Here is a 23,709-nt window from a genome sequence, read left to right as displayed (position 1 = left end):
ACTCCGGGTACCATGGGAAAGAATAGAATAATCAAAGCAATAAGCAGTGTCGTGAAACCACCTACGGGTGGTTTTTTTGTTTTTGTGCTAAATGTTCACCATTGTTTCGCCATTCAGCTTTATCCGTGACACGCTGAATACTGCTATTGATAAAGAACTATCCCGCACGACCGATGATCGTTTGTTTCTCGCTTTGCGCAGTGTGAAGTCTGATCTTAACAACGACATAAAACACCGCCTGATACAGACCCAAAAGACCGTTATCAGAACGCCTGATGAGGTAACTCCTGCACTGGTTCTGGCGGCAACCTGGTTCGATAACGCTTCACGGGAGTCTGACATTGTCAGGCGCAATGCTGTGGCTCACCCGGGCTTTGTGCCGGTAGCTCCGCTGAGGGTTCCTGTACGATGAACGATAACGTGACTCTCCGTGTTAACGGTCGTGAGTGGGGGGGCTGGACGTCAATTCGTATTGGTTGCGGGATTGAGCGTTTGGCCCGAGATTTTAGTGTAGAGATTACCCGCCAGTGGCCCGGTGGTGATGGTGTTGCGTCACTTCAGCCCAGGGTTAAAAACGGCGACAAGGTTGAAGTTCTAATCGGTGCTGACCTGGTGGTTACCGGTTGGGTTGAAGCAACGCCGGTTCGCTATGATGCGCGATCAATTAGTGTCGGAATTAGCGGGCGTAGTCTGACCGCCGATCTGATTGATTGTGCTGCTGAGCCGACTCAATTCAATGGGCAATCACTCGTTCAGGTTGCCTCGGCGCTTGCCAGACCTTTTGGCATTGCGGTGATAAACGCTGGCGCGCCGGGTGGTGTTATTCCCGGCGTGCAACCCGACCACGGTGAAACGGTTATTGAAGTCCTGAACAAGATGCTTGGACAGCAGCAGGCGCTGGCCTACGACGATCCGCGTGGAAGGCTGGTAATCGGCGGCATTGGTACCACGCGCGCTCATACAGCTCTGGTGCTGGGAAAAAACGTTATTTCCTGTGATACCGAAAAAAGTATTCGTGAACGTTTTTCCACTTATCAGGTTTCTGGTCAGCGCGCCGGAAATGATGATGATTTTGGTGCTGCTACCACGACGGCTCTTCGTGCAAAAACAACAGATGCCTCAATTGGCCGTTACCGCCCTATGGCAGTACAACAAACAGGGCAGTCCACTGGCGCCAGTTGCATTGCGCGCGCCGAATTCGAGGCGCGACAACGCGCTGCACGTACCGATGAAGCCACGTACACGGTGTGGGGCTGGCGACAGGGGGATGGTTCTCTGTGGCAGCCAAACCAGCGGGTTATTGTTTTCGATCCGATCTGCGGCTTCAACAACCGCGAACTCCTCATCTCTGAAGTCTCATTCACTAAAGACAATAACGGCACCCTGACAGAGTTACGCGTCGGGCCGCTGGATGCCTATCTTCCTGAGCCCGAAGAGAGCAGTCAGCAGCGTGCTAAAAAACGCAAAGTCAAAGAGGACCCGTTCTAATGGGAGTAATGCAAAGCCTTCAGAGACAGGTTCTGGGACTCATTGGACGCGCTGTTGTGAAGAGTATCAACGCAGCTTCCAAGTGCCAGATGATAGATGTTGAGTTACTGGCTGGGCAGCAAAAGGCGGGTATTGAGCACCTTGAACCCTATGGCTTCACTTCTCGTGCACAAGCGGGGGCTGAGGCTGTTGTTTTGTTTCCTGATGGTGACCGTTCTCACGCCGTTGCGATCACCGTGTCTGATCGTCGCTATCGCATGAAGGGGCTCAAAACGGGGGAGGTTGCTCTCTACGATGACCAGGGCAGTCAGTCACGCTGACACGCGCCGGGATTGTTGTTGATGGTGGTGGCAAGGTGATTACGTTTAAAAACGCGCCTAAAGCCCGCTTTGAAATGGATATTGAGTCAACGGGCCAGATCAAAGACCTCTGTGATACTTCTGGCCTGACAATGTCGGCGATGCGTGTTGCTTATAACGGGCATAAACACAGAGAAAACGGGCAGGGCAATAACACCGATACACCTGATAAACAAATGGGGGTGTGATGGAACTCTGGCTTACGGTAAATGGGAAACGGGTAAGCGCCGGTTCTCAGCTTGATCCGCTCACCCGCGCTGTAGTGATTTCTTTATTCACCCACCGCCGCGCCGATCCTGATGATAACGTTGATGTACCGATGGGGTGGTGGGGCGATACCTGGCCGGTTGTCGCGAACGACCGTTATGGTTCGAAATTGTGGCTACTCCAGCGGAGCAAGCTCACGAACGCCCTGGTGAATACCGTGCGCAACTATCTGCGTGAAGCTCTTCAATGGATGTTGGATGACGGTGTGGTATCTCGTATCGACATTGATATCCAGCGAACCGGTATTAATGAACTGGGGAATAAGATTGTTCTCTGGCGCCGGGATGGTCCGGTAACGATTTCTTTTAACGATCTGTGGAGTGTAATCACCAATGGCGGACAGTGAATTTCAGCGGCCAACATTGGCCGAAAACATCAGCATGATCCGCACAGACCTTTTTGCACGCCTTGACATCAATGATGAGCTTCGCCGCATGGATGAAGATGTCAGGGCCAAGGTTTATGCCGGTGCGCTGCATACGGTTTATGGCTATATCGATTATCTGGCGATGAATATGCTGCCTGACCTGTGCGATGAGTCATGGCTTTATCGGCATGCTGCTATGAAGCGATGCCCGAGAAAAGATGCCGTGGCCGCATCAGGTTTTATGCGCTGGGATGGCGTAACGAACGGGCTGAAGGTGAGCGCCGGCTCGGTAATTCAGCGTGACGATCTCGTCCAGTACATCGTTCAGGCAGACGCAACAAGTGCCGGTGGCGTGCTTCGTGTACCCATTGTCTGCAGCATGACAGGTATGACCGGAAATATGGATGATGGTGAGGCGCTCTCACTGGTTACGCCGGTTAACGGACTTCCTTCCGGCGGCATGGCCGATACGGTCACTGGCGGTTTTGATATTGAAGACCTTGATGTCTGGCGTGCCCGTGTCCTGGAACGCTACTACTGGACCCCGCAAGGCGGCGCTGACGGAGATTATGTTGTCTGGGCAAAAGAAGTGCCCGGCGTAACACGCGCGTGGACTTACCGGCACTGGATGGGGACGGGAACGGTCGGCGTTATGATTGCCAGTAGCGACCTGATTAACCCGATTCTTGATGATGCAACAGTTGCTGCGGCTCAGGCACATATTGAACCGTTGGCGCCCGTAGCGGGTTCAGACCTCTATGTATTTAAGGGGACGCCAAAAACGGTCAACTACACCATTGACCTGAACCCGGATACTCCTGAAATACGCGCCGCAGTTGAGGCCGAGCTTCGTTCATTCCTGCTGCGTGACGGCTATCCGGAAGGGACGCTTGAGCTGTCCCGTACAATGAGGCGATTTCTATCGCTGCCGGTGAGTACAGCCATAAGCTACTTTCTCCAACAGTTGATACGCCAGTTGCAAAAAATGAACTGGCTGTACTGGGGGTGATAACGTGGGCGTGAGTAATGATGATTATGTCCAGTTACTGAGTGCGCTGCTTCCACCCGGACCTGCATGGTCAGTTGACGATGTTGCAATAAGTGGCGTAGCGCCTTCTTTGCTCAGGGTGCATCAGCGTGCTGATGAACTCATGCAGGCGCTTGATCCGCGTACCACAACAGAACTTATTGACCGATGGGAGCGGTGCTGCGGTCTGCCTGATGAATGCATACCATCAGGCACACAGACGTTACGGCAGCGACAGCAACGGCTGGACGCAAAAGTTAATCTTACCGGAGGAATCAACGAAGATTTCTATCTTCGTCAACTGGCCGCTCTGGGGAAGCCCGGCGCCACTATCACGCGCTATAACAAAATGTACGTCGTCGTGTATGGATGCGACCTATTCAACTGAATGGCGTTATTACTGGCGGGTAAATATGCCTGCTTCAACGGACGCCACCTGGATGACCTGCTCAGACAATTGCGAAACGCCCATTCGTTACTGGGGCGATACTGTTGCCGAGTGCGTTATCAATTAACTGTGCCCGTCCCATACCTACGTAATATTCAAATATCCGTAACCGGAGACATTATGCATCGCATTGACACACCTACTGCGCAGAAAGATAAATTCGGCGTGGGCAAGAATGGCTTTACTGCAGGTAACCCCCAGACAGGAACCCCGGCCACAGATCTTGATAACGATTATTTTGATATGTTGCAGGAAGAACTGGCGGGAGTTGTAGAAGCAACCGGCGTTAATCTGGATAAATCAAAACATAACCAGTTACTGACAGCGCTGAAGGCATTATTTCTCAGTCGCGCTCACCCGTTCGCTGATATTAGAGCTGACGGTGCTGCTACTATTGCTGAGGCTCTCTCAAATCTTGGTTTGAAAGACGTTGTGTTAGCGGGCACGATGACAGGTGTTTTTGATACTAATGGCTATCTTACAATTCCTGCAATAATCGGTGGTGATAAACGTACACTGATCATTCAGTGGGGGCAGGGAAACAACACTGCTTCAGCAACATCGCAAACCAATTTCCTATTCAGTTTCCCACTAAAGTCTGTCAGGTTGTGGCTTCTGGTTACCAGGTCGCCGCGAATATTCAGGCGTACGTAACACTAAATGGAATAGGACGGATTATTTTACATGGCAAGCCTTTTACGCTAATGGAGGTTCGGTCCCTTTGCTGGCCTCTATAGCCGGACAGGTTATTTGTCGTTATTTTGCAATCGGCTGGTAAGGGGGTTAGTTCAGTGTATAAATATTCACCTTCACGCGATACATTTATTCGCGGAGACTTACTTTCTGCATACGTTTCAGCTGACAACTTACCTGATGATTTAGTCGAAGTTACCGAAGATGTTTTTCGCGAATTTTCACGTACACCAGAGCCAGGAAAAATAAGAGTTTATATGGATAACTGTTTGAACTGGACTAATGCACCCCCACTTTCTATTGAGCAACTTATAAATATTGCTGAACAGCAACGTCTAATTTTGCGTTTACATGCTGATTCAGAAATACCCTGGCGACAGGATGCAGTAACTGATAGTTACGCTAACGAAAATGAAACTGAAGAACTAAAGGTATGGAAAAAGTACCGCGTTCTTCTTATGCGTGTTAATTTATCAGAAGCTCCTGATATTGAATGGCCTGTTGCTCCATCAGACTAAATTGTATGCGAACGTACTTTAATAGCATGCAAATAAAGAGCTTAGCTGATTCCTTTAAATATATCCATGAGTTATTAAGTTATCAAGGTTAAATGTTACTAACACTGGGTAGGTATATATGAATACATAAATGCTGCATATCTCATGCAGCATTTATGTTATAGATGGCTGTCTATTGTGAGATTTGTTAATCGCCACACGAGCCGGGTGCGATATATATATATACCCCACTAGGTAATGTAGTGGAATTTATTTTTTTATATTTCTTTTCAATGTGGTCCATTAGGTCTCCATATGTGTATTTTAGCTTCAGTCTTTCAAGTCCATCTACAGTTGCATCAGGAGAAATTAATATGACCTTAACTTTAGATATTGCGTTAATATGACGAAGCTGAAATTCTGAAGATCTCTGATATAAATAATACATTTCCCAAAATGGAGCTTTTAGCCCTAGGTATGCGTAAATGCCGGGGAATTGTGGCAAAGCCAAAAATTCATTATCAGATACTTCGCATTTTTGCGTAATTTTGCGAACCTCGCTGAGGATATTAGCTTGGGAGCTATTTATCAAGAATTTATTATTACCTATCTGATAGCTAACAATGGAGCCAGGAAGCGAAGTTTCTGCTCTTAACATTCTTGTCATTGGTAAGGTAGTAACCCAAGCACTGAGACAAACTATTAATGAAAGAATACAAAAAATGTAAGATGCAATACGGAATCTAGGATGTTTTGAAAACTCGCATATCATTGCCGCTATTGCAATAAAAACAGGCAAAATAGACTGTGCAATGTGTCCAAAATCAGCTCGGTCGAAAGCTTGATGTAAATAAGGTAGCCCCGCTAACGATGCCGCACCTAATAGTAAAACGGTATGGTTTTTTGATCCTCTCTTAAATGAGGTTATAAATAAAATGAATAACCCGATTAAATAAATAAGTGGGGCTAAAATACAAACCAGACCAACGGAAAGATAATTTATTGTATCGAAATTAACTCCGGATGAATAGTTCATCCTCCAGAAGAAGGGGATCGGTAATGAAAGTTGCCAGTTAAGGACCGATAACACGGAATCTATAAATTCAACCCTGAATTGTTGGTCGAAGGAGATAATTGACAATATTGGCAGATAACCGACAATAATTCCCGCAATGTAACATAAAGCTAAATTGCGTGGACTCTTGAGAGTTTTATCTATCCAGAGGTATAAAACTAAGATTAATGCAGAAATAACAAAGAAAACACCATGATTTCTACCGAAAAATGCAGCTATACCAGTAAGTATACCAAAAAAGAACCATCGTTTAATCGAACTAGGTGAAATAAGAATAAAATAAATTATTGAAACGAGTATCAGTGACAGAGTTTGCTCATAGACTTTATGTCTTGGATAGCATAATGCAATTGCTATAATGATTGCAAAGGTTAGACGCCATGGGAAAGTTATTTTTGCAACCCCCATAGTGTACCAAGATGTGACCAAACCAACACCACCAAATGCCGATGCTGCTATCAGTAAACTGTTTAGTCCTGAATTACCAGTTAGATAAAAGATAAAACTATTCCAAAAATACCGTCCTGGATCATAAGCAAAAAAATCTCTTATGGCTAATTCCCCGACGTGCGTTCTCTGAGATGCATACCACAGCAATCCTTCATCTTCAAAACCAAAACCGTATTTTGAAAACAATAAGAAAAGGAGTGAGCAAAGTAATATCGAGCCGGATAATGCCTCTATAATTAGATGGTTTTTCGAAAAGATTTTCATTTTTAAATTACATATAGTGAATGAGATTTCATCGCTGCCATTTCTTTTGAATAAACCGCAGTAGGATGAATACTCCCAAAATGGGGCGGTAATAAATAGTTATGCTTCAATGGGATATGACCTTCATCAGCAGGCAATATAATCACGGTTTTTCTGCCACACAAAAGACAGTCAGTCCAGCTAAGCGATTGCTTGAAAAGAATGGCATTTCGGCGGAGCACATTGCAGTCAAAAATGCATTGACCAAAGGGTGGTGGTTGGATAATTGTGAGTGCGCTTTACTATGGTCACGTTGTACCAGATTACTCGCTAGGCGAATTGTTGATGCTATAGGGAAAACTGCACCAAAAAAATAAGCCCCATGGTTAACGGTTAAGCCGGACTGACGAACAACGTCTTCTAGTTGGGTCAAACGGTAGCGTCGTTTGTGTTCCAAAAATATATCATGACCACTCCACAAAAATTGGAAGGCAGGGACAGATATTAAAAAACGTGCTCCACTGGGGACTTTGGCGATATATTCTTTCAACAGGCCAACGTCATCATCAACATGTTCCAGAACATCCATTAGGAGCACTAGGTCTGCATCTACTTTATCAATTGATTTTCTATAGTGAATAGGCTTCCCAGCCTCTAACGCATCAGAATCGGCTTTGTAGCTAATATCTACACACCAAACTTCTTTTGCTGCAGTTTCCGATAGCAATTTTTTCGAGAAGAATCCTGAACCAGCTCCAATATCTAGGATGGTTGAAGGGGATGCACCAGAGATCAGGCGAGTCATCGCATTTGCCTTAGATTTGTAGTACCAATGTTTCCCTATATTGGAACCAAGAATATCAATTTCTTTCAGATCCATATTTTAATCCTTCTTAGAGTAAATTCGTCTGACAAGGTAAATTGGACGCCTCTTCGATTCTATATAGGATCGTCCAAGGTACTCACCAATAATTCCTATGCCAATTAGCTGTAAACCGCCAAGAAATGTCACTGCAACTGCAACTGAGGCATATCCTGGAACATCTATTCCAGAAATTAGTACCTTTAAAACCAAAAAAATAGCAAAAAGAAAAGATATAAAGGCAAACACTCCCCCCAAGTATGTCCAGATTCGTAAGGGGTCAGTGCTAAAACTGGTTATTCCTTCAAGTGCAAAATTCCATAGTTTCCATCCGTTGAATTTTGTGTTCCCGGCAACGCGTTCAGGTCGCGTATACTCCACTTCAACGGTCTTGAACCCTACCCAGGCAAAAAGTCCCTTCATAAATCGTCGTGACTCTGGGAGTTCTTTCAATGCCTCCACAACCAAACGGTCCATCAGCCTGAAATCACCAACATTTTCTGGTATTTTAGTTTCCGAAATTTTGTTATGAATACGATAAAACCAAGATGCAGATTTCTGTTTGGCCCACGTATCAGAGTCGCGATTAATTCGTTTTCCAACTACAACGTCATATCCTTCGCGCCACTTTGCAATCATTTCAAGTATGAGTTCGGGTGGATCTTGTAAATCGACATCAATCGGGACCACAACGTGCCCGGATGCAATGTTCAATCCTGCAGTGAGTGCGGCCTCTTTGCCAAAGTTACGACTTAAGTCAATTATACTGACTTCTGGATTCTGTTTTTGTAACGCAAGGAGTCGTGAGAGAGTATCATCACTGCTACCATCATTTATAAAAATGATATCGAGTTTAACGTTAGTATGCTTGCTGAAAATCACCTTAACGGTATCGGTGAATATCGAGACTGTTTCTGACTCATTAAAAACAGGAACAACGAGCGACAATTTAATGTTGTCAATATTTCGAGTCTCTATAATTTCTTCCAATGAATCAGAATATCGCATCACTTCTTTGTCCCGAACAGTTGGTTATCTTGATACACACATTGTTCAATGTTGAAATCATGGGGGCTGATATATTACCCAGCTTTTTGGTACAAATCCACCGAAGAAGGGGCTGATCTCCTCCCTGAAAACAGTTCCATATCTGTACCAGGGTAAATACACATTAATGCCAAACTGACATACACTGCCGCTCTGCCCCGTAATAGCTTTGCCGATGCTGTCAATCCAGGCAATCCCACCTCGATTTACGAAAGCCAGCAGTCGGAAGTGCTCTGACTTGCTCCCCGTTGATTCCTCAGGGTTCAAGGTGCAAAAGATATGAAGCTTATGTAAGCATCCTAGTGAAACCTGGGTTAATGGCAACAACTGTCCAGGGCAACAGTCCCTCATCGCTGATAGCGAGCCTTAGTGGTTGTAAATCCTTCACCATTGGGGTGGTTGGTAAGTTTTAACTTTCTGAATTATATGAATAGTAATTTATGAGTCAATGGTGACAAAGCGCAGCAACTAATTGATTCGTCAGGATAATACGCATGATTTAAAATCCCTCGGCGTTCGCGCTGTGTGGGTTCAAGTCCCACTCCGGGTACCATGGGAAAGAATAGAATAATCAAAGCAATAAGCAGTGTCGTGAAACCACCTACGGGTGGTTTTTTTGTGCCTGAAATTTCTCGCTTCTCGCTCAGCGAACCTTCAAGCTCAGAAATCCCCTGGCTTTCATTCTATGTACATCACAGGCATTTGGGGTGTAACGCAAGCATATCACCCTGACGGGCTCAACATAGATACGCCAACGCTATTGCAACTCTTACCGGTCTTGAACTAACAGGTTAGATGAAAACAAGCAGAGTTACTATCAGCGTGCAGCATGAGCTCTTAAGGCCTTTCAGCCAGTCGTTGAGATAGATTTTCTGATACATATGAAACTCTCCCTGTTTTGAAATTCTCTTTTATGATTCCAGAAGTCAGGAGGGGCGGCTACAGGTCATGAGAGATAAACGTTCGCAGCCGAGGGGCCTCGAAGACCATTTATTCGACAAAACTCAACGCGTAATCCGGGGATGAGTACTTCTGAGTCACGGAGACTTAAGGCTGAAATGTGAAGCTGTACATCTTTGCGACCATCGGAGGGGGAGATAAGGCCTTTACCGCTCTTGCAGTCAAAGGCTTTGACAATTCCTGTCATTTTACGAGACAAAAAAATTCCTTAAAGCTAATAACGTGTTGCACTATACACATACCCCTGGATAATGCCAGAAATATTTTTCAGCAATCGTGAGATCTGGATAGCTAAAATAAACATTGATTATTATATACGCCCGTGCGTTAATGGTCGCGTCGGTTTGAAGAACAGACAAAATACAAAGTAGTTTACTAAAGCAGTTCTCATTTCAGGTGTTTTATATTTATCCCTTCTTTGAGTCTCCCCACTAAGCACTAAGTAGTTTCTGTAATAAAACCATGTTCGCCGGAAGGCCAAATTAAGGAATACAAAATGTCAAAAAAGATGAATGGTTTAGTAAAATGGTTTAATGCCGATAAGGGATTCGGTTTTATTTCTCCTGTTGACGGTAGTAAAGATTTATTTGTACATTTTTCTGCTATCCAGAGCGATAATTTCCGCACCTTGTTTGAAGGGCAAAAAGTCTCTTACTCCATTGAGAATGGTACTAAAGGTCCGGTTGCTGGCAATGTAGTTATTACAGAGTAAATCCTTTTTTTGTCTGTATGCGATAACGAAGAAGGCTAAAGCCTGAGTAGACATACTGACAGAAGCAATGGATGTATTGTTAGGTCAGTAGAGATGAAATGTTACTGATCCGGCATTCAGGGCAACGGTCAGCATATTTCATCTCTCTTTTGCATGAGAAAGTATGCTGACCATTGTGAGTACGTGTAGGTTCGCTGCACGAAAAGTCTAACCACTTGCTTTGCACGACAACATACGCAAGAAGATAGCTTTTCCCAGATATCACCATATTTTTTATTTTTAAATATGAAAATACTAAACCCGCAGCCAGCGGGTTTTCTATTATCTGTAGCTTGATAAATCTTAAAATACAGATGTGTTGATTCTGTTCCAGAAATAGAGTCTAAAACGGATTCAGGCTGCTTCTTTTTGGTTTGTCTGGAATACTTTATTGCAATGAGGACAGATTAAAAGAGAACCTTTTTGTACTCTTGAAAAACTGTGTTCAGATTGTTGGGTACAGTTTGGGCAGGTGCATTTGACAAGATAGTTGCGGCGTGATTTAGAGTCTTTACGTTCTGACATAGGCTTTTCCTTGAGTGGATGAACTTCAACCATACCCTAATTCGTCCAAAAAATCTTAACTTTATGATGTTTTGGATATGTAAATATAAAGAAAAGGTATCGCAAAGAGCCTGATGATAAGGGCTGCTTCCCAAATTTATTTCTGTAATCCTCAATCTCCCTGGCTGCGTGGTTCTAATGAAAATACGAAAAGATTGCTCAGACAGTATTTTCCAAAAGGAGCTGGCTTATCGGTTCGCAGCCAACAAAGAATTAACATTGTTGCATCCAGCGGTTGAACGCCCAGCAAAAAGCGGACGTTTTTGAGCTCAGTAAAAAAGGCCGTTATATTTTGGCCTGATTGACGCGAGATGAAAGCTCCTGATGGCTCTCTTTTCGTTCGCTGTAGCGATCGGCAAGGTAATCGGTTTGCCCCTTGAGCAGCAGCGTGATTTTAAACAACTCCTCGGCGACATCGACGATACGATCATACCAGGACGAAGGTTTCATTCGCCCGTTCTCATCGAATTCTTGCCAGGCTTTGGCTACTGAGGACTGGTTAGGGATCGTGAACATCCTCATCCAGCGCCCAAGGATACGCATCTGGTTCACGGCGTTAAAAGACTGCGACCCGCCGCAGACCTGCATCACCGCCAGTGTTTTTCCCTGTGAAGGGCGAACGGCCCCTTCGCTTAAGGGTATCCAGTCGATCTGTGCCTTCATCACCGCACTCATTGCCCCATGCCGCTCTGGGGAACTCCACACCATCCCATCACACCATCTGACCAGCTCGCGCAGCTCGGTGACTTTTGGGTGCGTATCTGGGGCATCATCCGGCAGGGGTAAACCTGAGGGATTAAACAGTCTTACTTCCGCTCCCATCGCCGTCAGCAGGCGTCCCGCTTCTTCTGCGGCAAAGCGACTGTAAGAACGCTCTCTTACCGAGCCATACAAGATCAGTATGCGTGGCGGCTCCTGGAGCTGCAGGCGTTCAGCAATCTGCTGATCGAAGCAATCAGCATTCAGTGCAGGAAAGTGTTCCATTTTCTACTCCTCCGGGAGGTTCCGTGATTTCAAATTAAACACATATGATTTATCATATGTGTATTCTAAAGGGAACGGAGTAAAAAATGCTACAGCCTGTTCAGCTTTTTAAAATCCTGTCGGATGAAACCCGTCTCGCCATTGTTATGCTTCTCCGGGAATCCGGCGAACTGTGCGTGTGCGATATATGCGCGGCGACCTCTGAATCACAGCCTAAAATTTCTCGCCACATGGCTATTCTGCGTGAAGCAGAGCTGGTGTTTGACCGCCGGGAAGGCAAATGGATTCACTACCGTCTGTCTCCCCACATGCCAGCGTGGGCCGCTGAGACGATCACGACGTCCTGGCAGTGTCTGAGGAAAGATGTGGGTGAATGGCTGAAAAAATCAGCCTGCACATCCTGTTGAGAGAATTTTTTACATACACATAATCATATATAAAGGAATCTAAAATGCTTTTGGCAGGGAGTATTTTTATACTAACGCTGGTCCTGGTCATCTGGCAGCCCAGAGGTCTCAGCATTGGCTGGAGCGCAAGTATCGGAGCCTTACTGGCACTGGGGACGGGGGTCATCCACATTGATGATATTCCCGTAGTCTGGAATATCGTCTGGAACGCAACAGCGGCATTCATCGCGGTGATTATCATCAGCCTGCTGCTCGATGAGTCCGGTTTCTTTGAATGGGCCGCGCTGCATGTCTCCCGCTGGGGTAACGGGCGTGGTCGCCTGCTGTTTACCTGGATAATACTGCTTGGCGCTGCTGTTGCTGCGCTGTTTGCTAACGACGGTGCAGCACTGATACTGACGCCGATTGTGATTGCGATGCTACTCGCCCTGGGGTTCAGCCAGGCGACGACGCTGGCCTTTGTCATGGCTGCAGGATTTATCGCAGATACAGCCAGCCTGCCGCTGATTGTCTCTAACCTGGTCAATATTGTCTCGGCGGATTTCTTCGGCCTGGGCTTTACACAGTATGCCTCCGTGATGGTTCCTGTGAACCTGGCGGCCATTGCTGCCACGCTGGTCATGCTCCATCTCTTCTTCCGCCGCGACATCCCGGCCAGTTATGACGTTTCACTGCTCAAGATGCCTGCCAGTGCGATTAAAGATCCGGCGACGTTCAGGGCGGGCTGGATTGTTCTGCTGTTCCTGCTGGTCGGTTTCTTTGTTCTGGAGCCGCTGGGGATCCCAGTAAGCGCGATAGCAGCAGTTGGGGCTGCGGTGCTGTTCGTGGTAGCCAAGCGTGGCCACGCCATTAATACCGGGAAAGTGCTGCGCGGGGCGCCCTGGCAGATCGTGATTTTCTCGCTGGGTATGTATATGGTCGTCTACGGCCTGCGTAATGCAGGACTCACCGAGTATCTTTCTGCTGTACTCAATATGCTGGCAGACAAAGGTTTATGGGCTGCCACGTTCGGTACCGGCTTCCTGACTGCCTTCCTGTCGTCTGTGATGAACAATATGCCGACGGTGCTGATTGGTGCATTGTCCATTGACGGGAGTGCTGCGACCGGCGTCGTCAAAGAGGCGATGATTTATGCCAATGTGATTGGCTGCGATTTAGGTCCTAAAATCACCCCGATAGGCAGTCTGGCAACTCTGCTGTGGCTTCATGTGTTGGCACAGAAAAATATGACCATCACCTGGGGATATTACTTCCGCACTGGCATTATCATGACTCTGCCCGTGCTGTTCGTCACTCTGGCCGCGCTGGCGTGGCGGCTCTCTGTCACTTTGTAATGAGATACTGATATGAGCAACATTACCATCTATCACAACCCGGCCTGTGGCACCTCACGTAATACGCTGGAGATGATCCGTAACAGCGGTAACGAACCAACTATTATTTATTATCTCGATACGCCCCCGACTCGTGATGAACTGACCAAACTGATTTCAGATATGGGCATTTCAGTACGCGCATTGCTGCGCAAGAACGTTGAACCTTATGAGCAACTGGGTCTTGATGAAGATAAGTTTTCTGATGAGCAGTTGATCGATTTTATGATTCAGCATCCGATCCTGATTAATCGACCGATTGTTGTGACGCCGCTTGGCACGCGTCTTTGTCGTCCCTCAGAAATTGTGCTGGATATTTTACCTGAAGGTCAGAAAGGCTCTTTTACCAAAGAGGATGGCGAAAAGGTCATTGACGAAACGGGGAAACGGGTTAAGTAATCTTTCCGCTTAATATTATCGGGTGCCTGTTGACTTCATACCGGTGCCAGCTCTTTGCTGATAACCCTCGTTAACGACTGGAGAAGCTGATTTGCGGGGGTATCAAAACAGGTTCATTAGCCTGCCCACTTGCCAGAAGAGACATTTGTCTCACTCCGAATGCATTTCGTTTATCAATTATTGAAATAAATATATACATAATAGTTTTTGATTAGCAGAACTTACCGATGCAGGTCAGTTGAGGCAATTTCATTTCCCTTAGGGTAAGAGTCAAAAACTATCATGAAACAAGAGCTTGTATTGACAGATGAAGACTTACTTGCACGAGGTAACGATCGTTACGTCTTTCAGCATCCACAGGATAGTAACCTGCTGATCAAAATCGTTATTTCAGATATTGCGAACTATAAAAGCAAGTTACGGGAAGTCTTCCGGGACCTCAAAGAATGCAAGCCTGGTCATCAAACAGACTCTCTTTATATGCAAAAGATCGAAGGTCTTGTTGAAACAAATAAAGGTCTAGGGCAGATCACTGTGAAGGAGTGCGATGAGCATGGCAACCTTGCTCAAACTCTTTATCAGCTTGCTCTCAAAAACGAACTCGATGACAGCAAATTGCAGAAGCTGAATGCTTTTTTAGCATGGTTTGTCAGCACCAAAGTCATTATTAACTCCCTGCATTGTAAAAACATTGTTTATGCCTGGGATAGCGAGCGTCAGGATTATCGCTTCAAAGTCATTGACGGGTTTGGTGACAAAACGTTTTTTCAACTCAGTAAGCTTTCGCAATCAGTTCGCGATAAGAATAAAATCAAATGTCTCAAGCGGATGCTTAACGATTTGAACGGTCTGCAACAAGCTTAACCACGCAGGTTAAAAATAATCGAATCACCAGTTTTCTGTTGCCGGACTTCCGATCCCGCATACCTGATTAACAAAGGTGTTTACGCAGAAGTAAGTTACATATTAACTTCTTGAAAAATATTCTGAACTGCTCGGCGTTCGTGCTGTGTGGGGGCAAATCCCACACCGGAACCATGGGAAAGAATAGAAGAATCAAAGCAATAAGCAGTGTCGCGAAACCACCTACGGGTGGTTTTTTTGTGCCGGCTTTTGACGAACCATAGGTATTTTGCGTCAAGTAAGCCTGCCAGATACGTTAAGCCGCCCGCTACACACTCCCCATTGCCAATCAATCTATCGACGAATCGGTGCATTAAACATAAACCTTCCCCGGGCTGGGTTGTTGATAAAGCCATCCCGGGCGGGGTTATAGTTGTGGTCCTGAAAACCATTCATCATGATGGGATCGCCTATGCCATCCTGAATCGCCAAATGTCTGTGGATTCGGTTACGTGTCCTGAATGTGAAAGCGAAATCATCCGTCCCGCCAATGATGATGACGCCATTTCCTGCAAGAAGTGCCGCGCTTAACTCTTGCTCTCTTGCGGCCTGGTTTTGTAACGCGCTGGCTGCGGCAGACGATGACGCCAGCAGCAATACGAGGACGGCGCATGAAAATACCGATGGCAGTTTCATGATTAATACCCATTAAAAGTATGGCTATTAAAGTATAGTCTTATACCTTCATCTCATCTGAATAGAAAATAAACAATTTAAGCCTGTTGCCTGTACGGAGTCTGAGGGGCCGGGAGAAGAGTGGCGCACAATTAAGAACTATAATAAAAACAGTCGACAGCTGATGACTCCAGTTTACAGATAGTACCGATACAGGGGGCGGTTATGCGCGTCTCATTTTCTCCGCGAGTTGCGTTCACCGTATTGCTTATTTTTAGCTTTGCAGTATCCCCGGCGGAAAAAGGAGGGCCATTTTCGCCGTACGCCAGGAGCGCGGATCCTGTTGCATTGTCGCAGCAGTCATTCAATCACATGACCTCTTACCAGGTTATGATGCGATCCTCATCTGCGCGGGATGAAAATAAAATCATTCGCTACAGTTATCAAAAACCCGGCTACGTGCGAATGGATTTTACCCAGCCACATTCAGGCGCGGTGCTTATTTTTAATCCTGTCAGCGGGAAAGTGACGTTATGGCCATTTGGTGTGGGTATGTTGCCCGTTTTGCACCTGTCGCCCACCAATTCATTGATCCAGGATGAGCGAGGTCATCGGGTGGATCGCTCTGATATCGGCGTGTTGTTGGGCAATGTTCGCCATCTGCAACGCGGGGGAACAACTACCATTGTTGCTAAGGAGCGCCTTGCGGGACGGGAGACGACACACATATCCGTAATGGGGCCAGGAAAACAGACCGTAGATGGCGTTCACCGCTACGACATCTGGCTGGATAATTATCACGGACTCCCTGCCAAAGTGATCAGCTATGCGCCAGATGGGCAGCGATTAGAAACTGTTCTTCTGGATGCTATGGTTATCAACACCCGTTTCCCCGTCAATTTTTTCACGCCTTGAGGGAGCCTGCACTATGGCTGACTATCAGTTTTCCACAGTCTGGCGGGTTGAGGCTTCAATTCAGGAGGTATGGGATGTTTTTTCCCATCCGGACAGGTGGCCTGAATGGTGGGGAAGTCTGGAACGCATCGTTGAGATAAGGAAAGGGGATTTACGGGGTATTGGGGCGTTGCATCGTTATACCTGGAAAGGGGCGCTTCCTTATCGCTTAACCTTTGATATCAATGTGTTGAAAATACGGCCTTGCACACTGCTTGAAGGACAAGCCAGCGGTGCGGTGGAAGGGCGAGGGGTATGGTCTTTTACTGCCAATGGTACAGCGACTATTGTCAGATATGACTGGAATGTGCGTACCACGATCCGCTGGATGAATTATCTTGCCCCGCTGGCAGCACCTGTATTTCGCTGGAATCACAACACGGTCATGCGCGAGGGGGCAAGAGGGTTAGCCCGCAAACTGGCAACGACTGTGTATATAGTCTGAACGTATCTCCGCTGCTGTACTTTTTTGGCTGTAAATGGCTTAATAGCGACCTTGCAGTTTCTCACTTCATTCACAGTTAACAGGTCTGTTATTGATGAATAATCTCCATCGACTCGCCTTTTTATGCCAGCCTCTGTCTGCTGTGATGATCGCGTACGGTTTCCCCTTTAGCCGTAGCTCAACTCTTACAACCTGGACAGACAGCAATGCAACGTCGTCAGTTTCTCAAAAATAGCGTTCTCCTTTCCGCCGCCGGATTAGTCGGCCCTGCAGTCATTAGCCAGACGGTACGTGCCGCGGAGCCATCCGTTGCGCCAATAGCTCGTCGACGCTTTGTCTTATCTCAAACGTATAAACTTAATCCTCCTAAGGGATCGAGCGGCGTGGTGAAACTGTGGATCCCGCTACCGGTGGATACCGCGTTTCAACAAATGACGGCGCTTGCCTTTAGCGGAAACTATAAGCAGGCGTACGTCACCACCAATAATACCTACGGCGCGAAAACGCTGTTTGCCACCTGGGCTGACTCGCAGGGTGAATTGTTGGTTAACGTTGATATCGACATTGAAACCGCCGACTGGGAACCGCTGAAGCAGGACGCGCTGAAAAACTGGCAGGCACCTGAGCAGATTATTTATCCGCTGGATGTAAAACCGTATCTGTTGCCGACGGCACATACCCCAGTTGATGGACTGGTCCTGGAAACCGCGCGTAAAATCACCGGTAATGAGCAGGATCCGCTGAAAAAAGCGCGCCTGATTTACGAATGGGTCAGCAGACATATGGAGCGTGACAACGACGTTATTGGCTGCGGCACGGGGGATGTGGCGGAGATATTAAAAAGCGGTAAGCTCAAAGGAAAATGCACCGACATGAGCTCCGTTTTTGTTGCTCTGGCGCGGGCCAGCGGTATTCCGGCGCGCGAACTGTTTGGCATCCGTCTGGGCAAGGCCAATAAGCTCGAACGTTACTCGAAAAGTGCTTTTGGCACAGCCGACAGTGCAGGCGTTGCCAATGTGAGCGGCGGTCAACACTGCCGTGCTGAGTTCTATCTGGCAGGTTACGGTTGGTTACCGTGCGATCCTGCTGACGTGACCAAAATGCGTCTGGCAGAGAAAAAAACGCATCAGGATGCCGATGTCCAGGCGGTTAACGCTTACCTGTTTGGTAACTGGGAAATGAACTGGGTTGGATTCAACTACGGACGTGATTTCGAGTTGTATCCGGCAACGGAGCAGGGGGCCATGAATAACTTTGGTTATCCTTACGCTGAAGTCGATGGCGACCCGATCAATTTTTATGATCCTAAAGCGTTCTCCTACAGCTATGTCGCCACAGAACAACGCTAAAGGTGCGGGGCTTACCCTGTTGACGGCTGCTGCGGCCGCCGTCACCGCTGGCTTATGCTGTGTTGGACCGCTACTTTACCTGCTGTTTGGTATTTCGGCGGCGAGCTTCGCCGTTTTCACCCGGTTTGAGTTTTTGCGAACTCCTCTGGTACTGCTGTCCCTGGGATTATTACTGCGTGTCTTCTGGCGGCTCTATTTTTCCAAACGGTTGTGGTGCTCCGGGTGGTTAACTCTGAAGCAAGCGCGCGTTCTCTACTGGTGCGCGCTGGCATTGATTTTGCCGGTGCTATTTTACCCAACGCTTGTTGCCTGGTTTTATGAGGTATTTGAATGAAGATCTTCGCGTTAGTTGCATGCTTGCTGTTGCCGCTGTGGGCTCAGGCGGCCAATCAAAAAGTGGTGCTGGATATACAAAATATGACCTGCTCGTTATGCGTTATTTCGGTCAATCAGGCGCTACGTGAAACCGACGGCGTGATTAAAGCAAAATCCTCTCTCAAAACCCGGCAGGCAGAAGCCATCGTGCCAGAAGGTTTCCCAACCGATACTCTACTTAACGCAGTAGCGAAAACGGGCTATACCGCAACGCTCAACCGTATTGAACAACAGTAAACCACCTGCGGGTGGTTTTATTGTGTTTTCCCGGTATGATGCCCGGCGGCTTAGTGTTCTCTTTTGTGCGTTAACTACCGGAATTCCCCTCTTTTCCTGTTAACCTGAACAGGCGGCTGCTGTAAGCCGCAAATGCCCATTTATATCTGTTATCCCTCCAGCCATGTAGGATGATCACAGGCAAGATTTTTTGACTAAGGAAAAGCGTTATGAAAACGGGACCATTAAACGAGAGCGAACTGGAATGGCTGGATGATGTACTGACTAAGTACAATACAGATAAGGCTATTCTGGATGTGTCAGAACTGGATGGTTTACTGACGGCGGTACTGAGTTCACCGTATGAAATTGAACCGGAGCAGTGGCTGGTCGCTATTTGGGGCGGCGCGCAGTATGTTCCTCGCTGGTCCTCCGAAAAAGAAATGACGCGTTTCATGAACCTGGCGTTTCAACATATGGCGGATACGGCCGATCGCCTGGATGAATATCCTGAGCAGTTTGAGCCGCTGTTTGGTTTGCGTGAAATTGACGAGCATGAACTGACCATCGTTGAAGAGTGGTGTTTTGGTTATATGCGCGGCGTCGCGCTGTCGGACTGGTCCGCGTTACCAGACTCGTTAAAACCGGCGCTCGAGGCTATTGCGCTGCACGGTACGGAAGAAAACTTTGCGGTCGTTGAGAAAATGACGCCAGAAGCGTTCGAAGATAGCGTGGATGCCATCCGCCTGGCGGCGCTGGATCTGCATGCTTACTGGATGGCGCATCCTCAGGAAACGCCGGTTAAAGTACCGGTCAAAGTGGATGCCAAGGTAGGGCGCAATGACCCTTGTCCGTGCGGTAGCGGTAAAAAATATAAGCAGTGTTGTTTGCATTAAGAAAAAGGGGCGTTAAGCCCCTTTTGTTTTAACCCACTTCCGGTAGTAATCCTGCTACAGTAGAAAACTGTACGGCTATCACCACAATGCCGCACAAAAATACCAGCGCCAGCGCCGGAGCACCCCCTGCCACGCGATATTTAGCCTGTGGATTCTGTTTTCTGCTCTGCCATGCCAGCATCGAGGGAATGAGCAGCGCCAGCACCGCCAGGGCAACGCCCGCATACCCCAGGGCCATGACGAAACCACGCGGATAGAACAGCGCGAATGCCAGCGGCGGCAGGAAGGTCACCACGCCGGTTTGCATTCTTCCTGCTACGGTATTGCGGCGCTGGAAGAGGTCGGCCAGGTAGTCAAATAATCCCAATGCGACGCCGAGGAAAGAGGTTGCCAGCGCAAGGTCGGCAAACAGATGCACCGCCAGTTCGACGTGCGGCGAAGCCACGACTTCACGTAATGCTTGTAATAAACCGTTTAAACCAGCGTGGTTGGCTAACAGCCCCATGAACGTTGAGGAGTTAATACTGCCAAGCGTGGCCAGTTGCCAGAAGATATAGGCGACTAGCGGAATGGCACTACCGGTGATAAACACCCAACGCAGTTTACGGATGTTACCGTTCATATAGCTGACGATACTGGGGACGCTGCCGTGAAAACCGAACGAAGTGAAGATAACCGGGATTGCAGAAAGTGCCAGCCCCTGCTGAAGCGGCAACGTAAGCAGGTTTACTTTATGGATATGCGGCATTAACAGGGCCAGCATCACCACCAGAAAGATTATCTTGGCACTGAACAACAGGCGGTTGAACAGATCGACCAAAGATGTGCCAACGCAAACCACGCCACCGGCAACAAAGGTGAACAGCAGTACGCCTGTTGTCGGGGAGAGCGTTGTCCCGGTCCAGTCGCTGATGCTGGAAGCCAGCAACTCACCAGCGCCACTGATATACGCTGCCGTCAACGCGTACATTAAAAACATCATGCTAAAGCCCGTTACCCATTGTCCGTAGCGACCAAGATAACGTTTTGCCAGCGTACCCAACCCGGTGTCTGCCGGTACGTGTTGATACACTTCAAGCAGCAACAGCGCGGTGTAGCACATTAGCGCCCAAAGACTCACTAACAATACCAGCGTGACGCTAAACCCCACGCCTGCCGCGGCCAGCGGCATTGCCAACATACCGGCACCAATCGTGGTTCCCGCCACGATAAAAATACTACCCAGGGTTCTGTTTTTCACGCTTTCCTCTGTCCCAGAGATAATCAACGGTTATATCTGCGGCGCAGGTTAAGGCAAAACGCTATTTTCGTCAAATCACCGTTACAATGAATGTACATTAATCTTTACGATGTTTGGCGCGTTAAGATGTATCACAAATGATATTTATCTGCGGGTAAACCTGCGTTAGCGCAAAGCAAGGCCGTGCCGTTCACATTAGGCTACGGACTTTATTGAGGAGGTAGTATGGAATCTATTCACGGTCACGAAGTGCTCAACATGATGATTGAATCTGGCGAGCAGTATTCAAATGCCAGCCTTGAAGCGGCGATAACGGCACGGTTTGGCGAGCAGGCTCGTTTTCACACCTGTTCTGCGGCGGATATGTCGGCAGCTGAGCTGGTGGCGTTTTTAGCGGCGAAGGGAAAGTTTATTGCAAAAGAAGACGGCTTCTCTACGCACGAAAGCAAGATCTGCCGTCACTGATTTTAGCGGGTAATGATGGCGGGTTGCCTTCATTACCCCACAACATTAATTCTGTGTATCAAGCGTAGCCAGTTCTTTATCGATGAAATAAAGACCTTCGCCACTTTTCCCTGCCAGCGATAACTTATCAATGACAGATTTAAATAATTTTTCTTCTTCATGCTGCTCGGCAACATACCATTGCAGGAAATTAAACGTCGGATAATCCTGGTGGGTCATTGCCGCGTGTGCCAGCTCATTAATTTTCTGGGTGATCAACTGCTCGTGTTCGTAAGTAACACGGAACAGTTCGTCCAGAGACGCATATTCAGCAAAGGGGGAAGGAACGGTGTTAATACACGGCAAGCTGCCGGTATCGGTCAGGTAGTCAAACAGACGCTGCATATGCGTCATCTCTTCCTGGGCGTGACGGCGCAGGAACGCGGCGGCACCTTCAAAGCTGTGATAGCTGCACCACGCGCTCATCTGTTGGTAGAGCAGAGATGAATATAATTCAAGGTTCATTTGCTCATTCAGTTGGTCGATCATTTCTGTTTTCAGCATGGTTGTGCTCCACAAACGTTATTATATATTAGCGTGGCGTCACTATAATTTGTTATTTAATTATTTGCAAAAGGTAAAATAATAAATTTATTTATTAAAAATGCGAATGGGAATAAAACGCATTAACGCTATTAAGCGGAGAATATAAATAATGAAAAGGCAGAAGACCAGCAATAATGTGCTGGTCGAAAATATTAATAATTGAAGGCAGGCGATTGGGATACCGCAACGCCGTGACACTGCCAGGCGAGCGTGATTTTGGTATTTAAACACAGAGAACCGGCATATACGCTACAGGTTGATACCGGCTGACCAAACGCCATTGCGTTGGCATAACCCAGGCGCTGACACTCTTTGGTGGCTGTGCCTTGGGTCACGTAATCATCGGTACGCGCCGTTTGTAGCATGGCCTGGTTGTAGGTCAGGCGAACGACGCCGGTGATGGCACTGGCTTCGCTGACCTGCGCCTGTTTAGTAATAGTGCATCCTGTCAGCACGAGCGGCAAAAGGGCAAGGATAAAGGTCTTCATGTGATCGCTCTGAAAGTTCGGAGATAGGCTATCATGGCATATGTGGTGGCGCATCAATGGCTTGAATAGCCCGAAGATCACCTGCGATTAATCGCAACGACGTCATTTTATTGAGGCTATTCTGAGCTGTCTCAGGAAAAATGTGAGCACCTCATTATTTTATAAAACAAAATTTCATTAAATTTGAAAGTGAGTTTGCAAAATAGTAATGTGGCCTGAATGTTATGACTTTCAGCGGGCCTCCGCAGCGCATTCAGGAGATTACAGAATGAAAATTGCATTGATGATGGAAAACAGCCAGGCAAGCAAAAATGCCATCATTCATAACGAGCTTAAAGCCGTTGCGGATGAGAAAGGTTTTCCAGTGTATAACGTTGGGATGAGCGACGAAAATGACCATCATCTGACCTACATCCATTTAGGGATTATGGCCAGCATCCTGCTCAATTCCAAAGCCGTGGATTTTGTGGTTACGGGGTGCGGTACGGGTCAGGGGGCAATGATGTCACTGAATATACATCCGGGCGTGGTGTGTGGTTACTGTCTCGATCCGGCAGACGCATTCTTGTTCTCTCAGATCAACAACGGGAATGCGCTTTCTCTGGCATTCGCCAAAGGTTTTGGCTGGGGTGCTGAGCTGAATGTGCGCTATATGTTTGAAAAAGCATTCACTGGTCGTAACGGCGAAGGGTATCCACCAGAGCGTAAAGAGCCGCAGGTGCGTAACGCGGGTATTCTGAACCAGGTGAAAGCGGCGGTGGTAAAAGAAAACTATCTGGACACTCTGCGCGCTATCGATCCTGAACTGGTAAAAACCGCCGTATCTGGTCCGCGCTTCCAGCAGTGCTTCTTTGAAAACTGCCAGGACAAAGCGATCGAAGCGTTTGTACGCGAGATAGTTGGCTAAATCCTGTTGG

At 47.4% G+C, this 23,709-nt stretch carries 28 protein-coding genes and 5 pseudogenes; 22 read left to right on the top strand and 11 right to left on the bottom strand.

Annotated features, from left to right (window positions below):
- Positions 1–121: 121 nt before the first annotated feature.
- The 8 genes and pseudogenes from OGW44_RS20365 to OGW44_RS20330 form a co-directional block, all read left to right on the top strand.
- Positions 122–412, top strand: a pseudogene (locus OGW44_RS20365) (DNA circularization protein); the annotation flags it as partial.
- On the top strand, positions 409–1,488 hold the full coding sequence (locus tag OGW44_RS20360) for a phage baseplate assembly protein (protein WP_185654807.1): 1,080 nt from the start codon (positions 409–411) through the stop codon (positions 1,486–1,488). The pseudogene OGW44_RS20365 and the gene OGW44_RS20360, both read left to right, overlap by 4 nt.
- Positions 1,488–2,035 (top strand): annotated as a pseudogene (locus OGW44_RS20355) (phage baseplate assembly protein V). Before OGW44_RS20360 ends, OGW44_RS20355 begins: the two are co-directional and overlap by 1 nt.
- Positions 2,035–2,460: a phage GP46 family protein gene (locus tag OGW44_RS20350; RefSeq protein ID WP_200047758.1), complete on the top strand. Its 426-nt coding sequence runs from the start codon at positions 2,035–2,037 to the stop codon at positions 2,458–2,460. Before OGW44_RS20355 ends, OGW44_RS20350 begins: the two are co-directional and overlap by 1 nt.
- Positions 2,447–3,504, top strand: a pseudogene (locus OGW44_RS20345) (baseplate J/gp47 family protein). Before OGW44_RS20350 ends, OGW44_RS20345 begins: the two are co-directional and overlap by 14 nt.
- Positions 3,495–4,023 (top strand): annotated as a pseudogene (locus tag OGW44_RS20340) (YmfQ family protein). The pseudogenes OGW44_RS20345 and OGW44_RS20340 overlap by 10 nt, the downstream one beginning before the upstream one ends.
- A gap of 53 nt (positions 4,024–4,076) precedes the next feature.
- On the top strand, positions 4,077–4,610 hold the full coding sequence (locus OGW44_RS20335; RefSeq protein WP_233620992.1) for a hypothetical protein: 534 nt from the start codon (positions 4,077–4,079) through the stop codon (positions 4,608–4,610).
- A 137-nt stretch (positions 4,611–4,747) separates the two neighbouring features.
- On the top strand, positions 4,748–5,167 hold the full coding sequence (locus OGW44_RS20330; protein ID WP_185655089.1) for a tail fiber assembly protein: 420 nt from the start codon (positions 4,748–4,750) through the stop codon (positions 5,165–5,167).
- Between the two features lie 187 nt (positions 5,168–5,354).
- Here the strand turns inward: OGW44_RS20330 and OGW44_RS20325 are convergent, their stop codons facing one another.
- From OGW44_RS20325 to cspH, 5 genes are all read right to left on the bottom strand, one after another.
- The gene (locus OGW44_RS20325) at positions 5,355–6,935 is read right to left on the bottom strand and encodes a hypothetical protein (RefSeq protein WP_185655090.1); all 1,581 of its coding nucleotides are present in this window, start codon (positions 6,933–6,935) and stop codon (positions 5,355–5,357) included.
- 142 nt (positions 6,936–7,077) lie between these two features.
- Entirely contained in the window at positions 7,078–7,794 is a 717-nt protein-coding gene (locus tag OGW44_RS20320) for a class I SAM-dependent methyltransferase (protein ID WP_185655091.1), read from the bottom strand.
- A 3-nt stretch (positions 7,795–7,797) separates the two neighbouring features.
- Positions 7,798–8,730, bottom strand: a complete 933-nt coding sequence (locus tag OGW44_RS20315; protein WP_200048547.1) for a glycosyltransferase family 2 protein — start codon at positions 8,728–8,730, stop codon at positions 7,798–7,800.
- Positions 8,731–9,614: 884 nt separating this feature from the next.
- Positions 9,615–9,704 carry a hypothetical protein gene (locus OGW44_RS25850; RefSeq protein ID WP_423191511.1) on the bottom strand — a complete coding sequence of 30 codons (90 nt, stop codon included), beginning with the start codon at positions 9,702–9,704 and terminating at the stop codon, positions 9,615–9,617.
- 65 nt (positions 9,705–9,769) lie between these two features.
- The gene (cspH, locus tag OGW44_RS20310; RefSeq protein WP_049040548.1) at positions 9,770–9,982 is read right to left on the bottom strand and encodes a cold shock-like protein CspH; all 213 of its coding nucleotides are present in this window, start codon (positions 9,980–9,982) and stop codon (positions 9,770–9,772) included.
- Positions 9,983–10,279: 297 nt separating this feature from the next.
- On the opposite strand from cspH, the gene cspA reads away from it, so the two are divergent.
- Positions 10,280–10,495 carry an RNA chaperone/antiterminator CspA gene (cspA, locus tag OGW44_RS20305; RefSeq protein ID WP_016153470.1) on the top strand — a complete coding sequence of 72 codons (216 nt, stop codon included), beginning with the start codon at positions 10,280–10,282 and terminating at the stop codon, positions 10,493–10,495.
- 393 nt (positions 10,496–10,888) lie between these two features.
- Here cspA and OGW44_RS20300 read toward each other — a convergent pair whose 3' ends face one another.
- On the bottom strand, positions 10,889–11,059 hold the full coding sequence (locus tag OGW44_RS20300; RefSeq protein WP_162835200.1) for a YnfU family zinc-binding protein: 171 nt from the start codon (positions 11,057–11,059) through the stop codon (positions 10,889–10,891).
- A 131-nt stretch (positions 11,060–11,190) separates the two neighbouring features.
- On the opposite strand from OGW44_RS20300, the pseudogene OGW44_RS20295 reads away from it, so the two are divergent.
- A pseudogene (locus OGW44_RS20295) lies at positions 11,191–11,325 on the top strand (IS30 family transposase); the annotation flags it as partial.
- A 58-nt stretch (positions 11,326–11,383) separates the two neighbouring features.
- On the opposite strand, the gene arsH reads toward OGW44_RS20295, so the two are convergent.
- Positions 11,384–12,082 (bottom strand): arsenical resistance protein ArsH, encoded by a 699-nt coding sequence (gene arsH / locus OGW44_RS20290; protein ID WP_016153469.1) that lies wholly within the window; start codon positions 12,080–12,082, stop codon positions 11,384–11,386.
- 86 nt (positions 12,083–12,168) lie between these two features.
- On the opposite strand from arsH, the gene OGW44_RS20285 reads away from it, so the two are divergent.
- From OGW44_RS20285 to OGW44_RS20270, 4 genes are all read left to right on the top strand, one after another.
- A complete protein-coding gene (locus OGW44_RS20285; RefSeq protein WP_185655093.1) occupies positions 12,169–12,489 on the top strand; it encodes a transcriptional regulator in 321 nt (106 codons plus the stop codon).
- 44 nt (positions 12,490–12,533) lie between these two features.
- On the top strand, positions 12,534–13,823 hold the full coding sequence (locus OGW44_RS20280) for an arsenic transporter (protein WP_016156830.1): 1,290 nt from the start codon (positions 12,534–12,536) through the stop codon (positions 13,821–13,823).
- A 12-nt stretch (positions 13,824–13,835) separates the two neighbouring features.
- Positions 13,836–14,261 (top strand): glutaredoxin-dependent arsenate reductase, encoded by a 426-nt coding sequence (arsC, locus tag OGW44_RS20275; protein WP_019077061.1) that lies wholly within the window; start codon positions 13,836–13,838, stop codon positions 14,259–14,261.
- A 282-nt stretch (positions 14,262–14,543) separates the two neighbouring features.
- The gene (locus OGW44_RS20270) at positions 14,544–15,125 is read left to right on the top strand and encodes a YrbL family protein (RefSeq protein ID WP_049040546.1); all 582 of its coding nucleotides are present in this window, start codon (positions 14,544–14,546) and stop codon (positions 15,123–15,125) included.
- 333 nt (positions 15,126–15,458) lie between these two features.
- Here the strand turns inward: OGW44_RS20270 and OGW44_RS20265 are convergent, their stop codons facing one another.
- On the bottom strand, positions 15,459–15,800 hold the full coding sequence (locus OGW44_RS20265) for a hypothetical protein (RefSeq protein WP_016153464.1): 342 nt from the start codon (positions 15,798–15,800) through the stop codon (positions 15,459–15,461).
- 204 nt (positions 15,801–16,004) lie between these two features.
- Here OGW44_RS20265 and OGW44_RS20260 point away from each other — a divergent pair, with 204 nt between their 5' ends.
- The 6 genes from OGW44_RS20260 to OGW44_RS20235 all read left to right on the top strand — a co-directional run bounded on the left by OGW44_RS20260 (position 16,005) and on the right by OGW44_RS20235 (position 20,014).
- On the top strand, positions 16,005–16,694 hold the full coding sequence (locus tag OGW44_RS20260; protein WP_185655094.1) for a LolA family protein: 690 nt from the start codon (positions 16,005–16,007) through the stop codon (positions 16,692–16,694).
- Positions 16,695–16,707: 13 nt separating this feature from the next.
- A complete protein-coding gene (locus tag OGW44_RS20255) occupies positions 16,708–17,178 on the top strand; it encodes an SRPBCC family protein (RefSeq protein ID WP_080858831.1) in 471 nt (156 codons plus the stop codon).
- 206 nt (positions 17,179–17,384) lie between these two features.
- Complete coding sequence (locus OGW44_RS20250) at positions 17,385–18,527, top strand: transglutaminase-like domain-containing protein (protein WP_016156825.1); 1,143 nt, start codon at positions 17,385–17,387, stop codon at positions 18,525–18,527.
- Complete coding sequence (locus OGW44_RS20245; RefSeq protein WP_016153461.1) at positions 18,505–18,861, top strand: mercuric transporter MerT family protein; 357 nt, start codon at positions 18,505–18,507, stop codon at positions 18,859–18,861. The genes OGW44_RS20250 and OGW44_RS20245 overlap by 23 nt, the downstream gene beginning before the upstream one ends.
- Positions 18,858–19,139, top strand: coding sequence for a heavy-metal-associated domain-containing protein (locus OGW44_RS20240; RefSeq protein WP_016153460.1), 282 nt, complete (start codon positions 18,858–18,860; stop codon positions 19,137–19,139). The genes OGW44_RS20245 and OGW44_RS20240 overlap by 4 nt, the downstream gene beginning before the upstream one ends.
- Positions 19,140–19,348: 209 nt before the next feature.
- On the top strand, positions 19,349–20,014 hold the full coding sequence (locus OGW44_RS20235) for a YecA/YgfB family protein (protein ID WP_088582990.1): 666 nt from the start codon (positions 19,349–19,351) through the stop codon (positions 20,012–20,014).
- Positions 20,015–20,042: 28 nt separating this feature from the next.
- Here the strand turns inward: OGW44_RS20235 and tyrP are convergent, their stop codons facing one another.
- Complete coding sequence (tyrP, locus tag OGW44_RS20230) at positions 20,043–21,254, bottom strand: tyrosine transporter TyrP (protein WP_016156823.1); 1,212 nt, start codon at positions 21,252–21,254, stop codon at positions 20,043–20,045.
- Between the two features lie 225 nt (positions 21,255–21,479).
- On the opposite strand from tyrP, the gene OGW44_RS20225 reads away from it, so the two are divergent.
- The gene (locus OGW44_RS20225; RefSeq protein ID WP_016153457.1) at positions 21,480–21,719 is read left to right on the top strand and encodes a YecH family metal-binding protein; all 240 of its coding nucleotides are present in this window, start codon (positions 21,480–21,482) and stop codon (positions 21,717–21,719) included.
- 45 nt (positions 21,720–21,764) lie between these two features.
- Here the strand turns inward: OGW44_RS20225 and ftnA are convergent, their stop codons facing one another.
- Positions 21,765–22,262 (bottom strand): non-heme ferritin, encoded by a 498-nt coding sequence (ftnA, locus tag OGW44_RS20220; protein WP_016153456.1) that lies wholly within the window; start codon positions 22,260–22,262, stop codon positions 21,765–21,767.
- Between the two features lie 194 nt (positions 22,263–22,456).
- Positions 22,457–22,792 carry a YecR-like family lipoprotein gene (locus OGW44_RS20215; RefSeq protein ID WP_016153455.1) on the bottom strand — a complete coding sequence of 112 codons (336 nt, stop codon included), beginning with the start codon at positions 22,790–22,792 and terminating at the stop codon, positions 22,457–22,459.
- 268 nt (positions 22,793–23,060) lie between these two features.
- Here OGW44_RS20215 and OGW44_RS20210 point away from each other — a divergent pair, with 268 nt between their 5' ends.
- The gene (locus OGW44_RS20210) at positions 23,061–23,699 is read left to right on the top strand and encodes an RpiB/LacA/LacB family sugar-phosphate isomerase (protein WP_016153454.1); all 639 of its coding nucleotides are present in this window, start codon (positions 23,061–23,063) and stop codon (positions 23,697–23,699) included.
- Positions 23,700–23,709: the final 10 nt, after the last annotated feature.

The organism is Citrobacter sp. Cb023 (genome assembly GCF_030336805.1).
Taxonomy (GTDB): Bacteria; Pseudomonadota; Gammaproteobacteria; order Enterobacterales; family Enterobacteriaceae; genus Citrobacter; species Citrobacter braakii.
The sequence above is the reverse complement of the archived record's forward strand: the minus strand, read 5'-3'. Positions and strand labels throughout refer to the sequence as shown.

Excerpts from the sequence above, each read along its gene's own strand:
- OGW44_RS20360 (WP_185654807.1), top strand. The coding sequence starts at position 409 with ATGAACGATAACGTGACTCTCCGTGTTAACGGTCGTGAGTGGGGGGGC.
- OGW44_RS20350 (WP_200047758.1), top strand. The coding sequence starts at position 2,035 with ATGGAACTCTGGCTTACGGTAAATGGGAAACGGGTAAGCGCCGGTTCT.
- OGW44_RS20335 (WP_233620992.1), top strand. The coding sequence starts at position 4,077 with ATGCATCGCATTGACACACCTACTGCGCAGAAAGATAAATTCGGCGTG.
- OGW44_RS20325 (WP_185655090.1), bottom strand. The coding sequence starts at position 6,935 with ATGAAAATCTTTTCGAAAAACCATCTAATTATAGAGGCATTATCCGGC.
- OGW44_RS20320 (WP_185655091.1), bottom strand. The coding sequence starts at position 7,794 with ATGGATCTGAAAGAAATTGATATTCTTGGTTCCAATATAGGGAAACAT.
- OGW44_RS25850 (WP_423191511.1), bottom strand. The coding sequence starts at position 9,704 with ATGTATCAGAAAATCTATCTCAACGACTGGCTGAAAGGCCTTAAGAGC.
- cspA (WP_016153470.1), top strand. The coding sequence starts at position 10,280 with ATGTCAAAAAAGATGAATGGTTTAGTAAAATGGTTTAATGCCGATAAG.
- OGW44_RS20300 (WP_162835200.1), bottom strand. The coding sequence starts at position 11,059 with ATGTCAGAACGTAAAGACTCTAAATCACGCCGCAACTATCTTGTCAAA.
- arsH (WP_016153469.1), bottom strand. The coding sequence starts at position 12,082 with ATGGAACACTTTCCTGCACTGAATGCTGATTGCTTCGATCAGCAGATT.
- OGW44_RS20285 (WP_185655093.1), top strand. The coding sequence starts at position 12,169 with ATGCTACAGCCTGTTCAGCTTTTTAAAATCCTGTCGGATGAAACCCGT.
- OGW44_RS20280 (WP_016156830.1), top strand. The coding sequence starts at position 12,534 with ATGCTTTTGGCAGGGAGTATTTTTATACTAACGCTGGTCCTGGTCATC.
- arsC (WP_019077061.1), top strand. The coding sequence starts at position 13,836 with ATGAGCAACATTACCATCTATCACAACCCGGCCTGTGGCACCTCACGT.
- OGW44_RS20270 (WP_049040546.1), top strand. The coding sequence starts at position 14,544 with ATGAAACAAGAGCTTGTATTGACAGATGAAGACTTACTTGCACGAGGT.
- OGW44_RS20265 (WP_016153464.1), bottom strand. The coding sequence starts at position 15,800 with ATGAAACTGCCATCGGTATTTTCATGCGCCGTCCTCGTATTGCTGCTG.
- OGW44_RS20260 (WP_185655094.1), top strand. The coding sequence starts at position 16,005 with ATGCGCGTCTCATTTTCTCCGCGAGTTGCGTTCACCGTATTGCTTATT.
- OGW44_RS20255 (WP_080858831.1), top strand. The coding sequence starts at position 16,708 with ATGGCTGACTATCAGTTTTCCACAGTCTGGCGGGTTGAGGCTTCAATT.
- OGW44_RS20250 (WP_016156825.1), top strand. The coding sequence starts at position 17,385 with ATGCAACGTCGTCAGTTTCTCAAAAATAGCGTTCTCCTTTCCGCCGCC.
- OGW44_RS20245 (WP_016153461.1), top strand. The coding sequence starts at position 18,505 with ATGTCGCCACAGAACAACGCTAAAGGTGCGGGGCTTACCCTGTTGACG.
- OGW44_RS20240 (WP_016153460.1), top strand. The coding sequence starts at position 18,858 with ATGAAGATCTTCGCGTTAGTTGCATGCTTGCTGTTGCCGCTGTGGGCT.
- OGW44_RS20235 (WP_088582990.1), top strand. The coding sequence starts at position 19,349 with ATGAAAACGGGACCATTAAACGAGAGCGAACTGGAATGGCTGGATGAT.
- OGW44_RS20225 (WP_016153457.1), top strand. The coding sequence starts at position 21,480 with ATGGAATCTATTCACGGTCACGAAGTGCTCAACATGATGATTGAATCT.
- ftnA (WP_016153456.1), bottom strand. The coding sequence starts at position 22,262 with ATGCTGAAAACAGAAATGATCGACCAACTGAATGAGCAAATGAACCTT.
- OGW44_RS20215 (WP_016153455.1), bottom strand. The coding sequence starts at position 22,792 with ATGAAGACCTTTATCCTTGCCCTTTTGCCGCTCGTGCTGACAGGATGC.
- OGW44_RS20210 (WP_016153454.1), top strand. The coding sequence starts at position 23,061 with ATGAAAATTGCATTGATGATGGAAAACAGCCAGGCAAGCAAAAATGCC.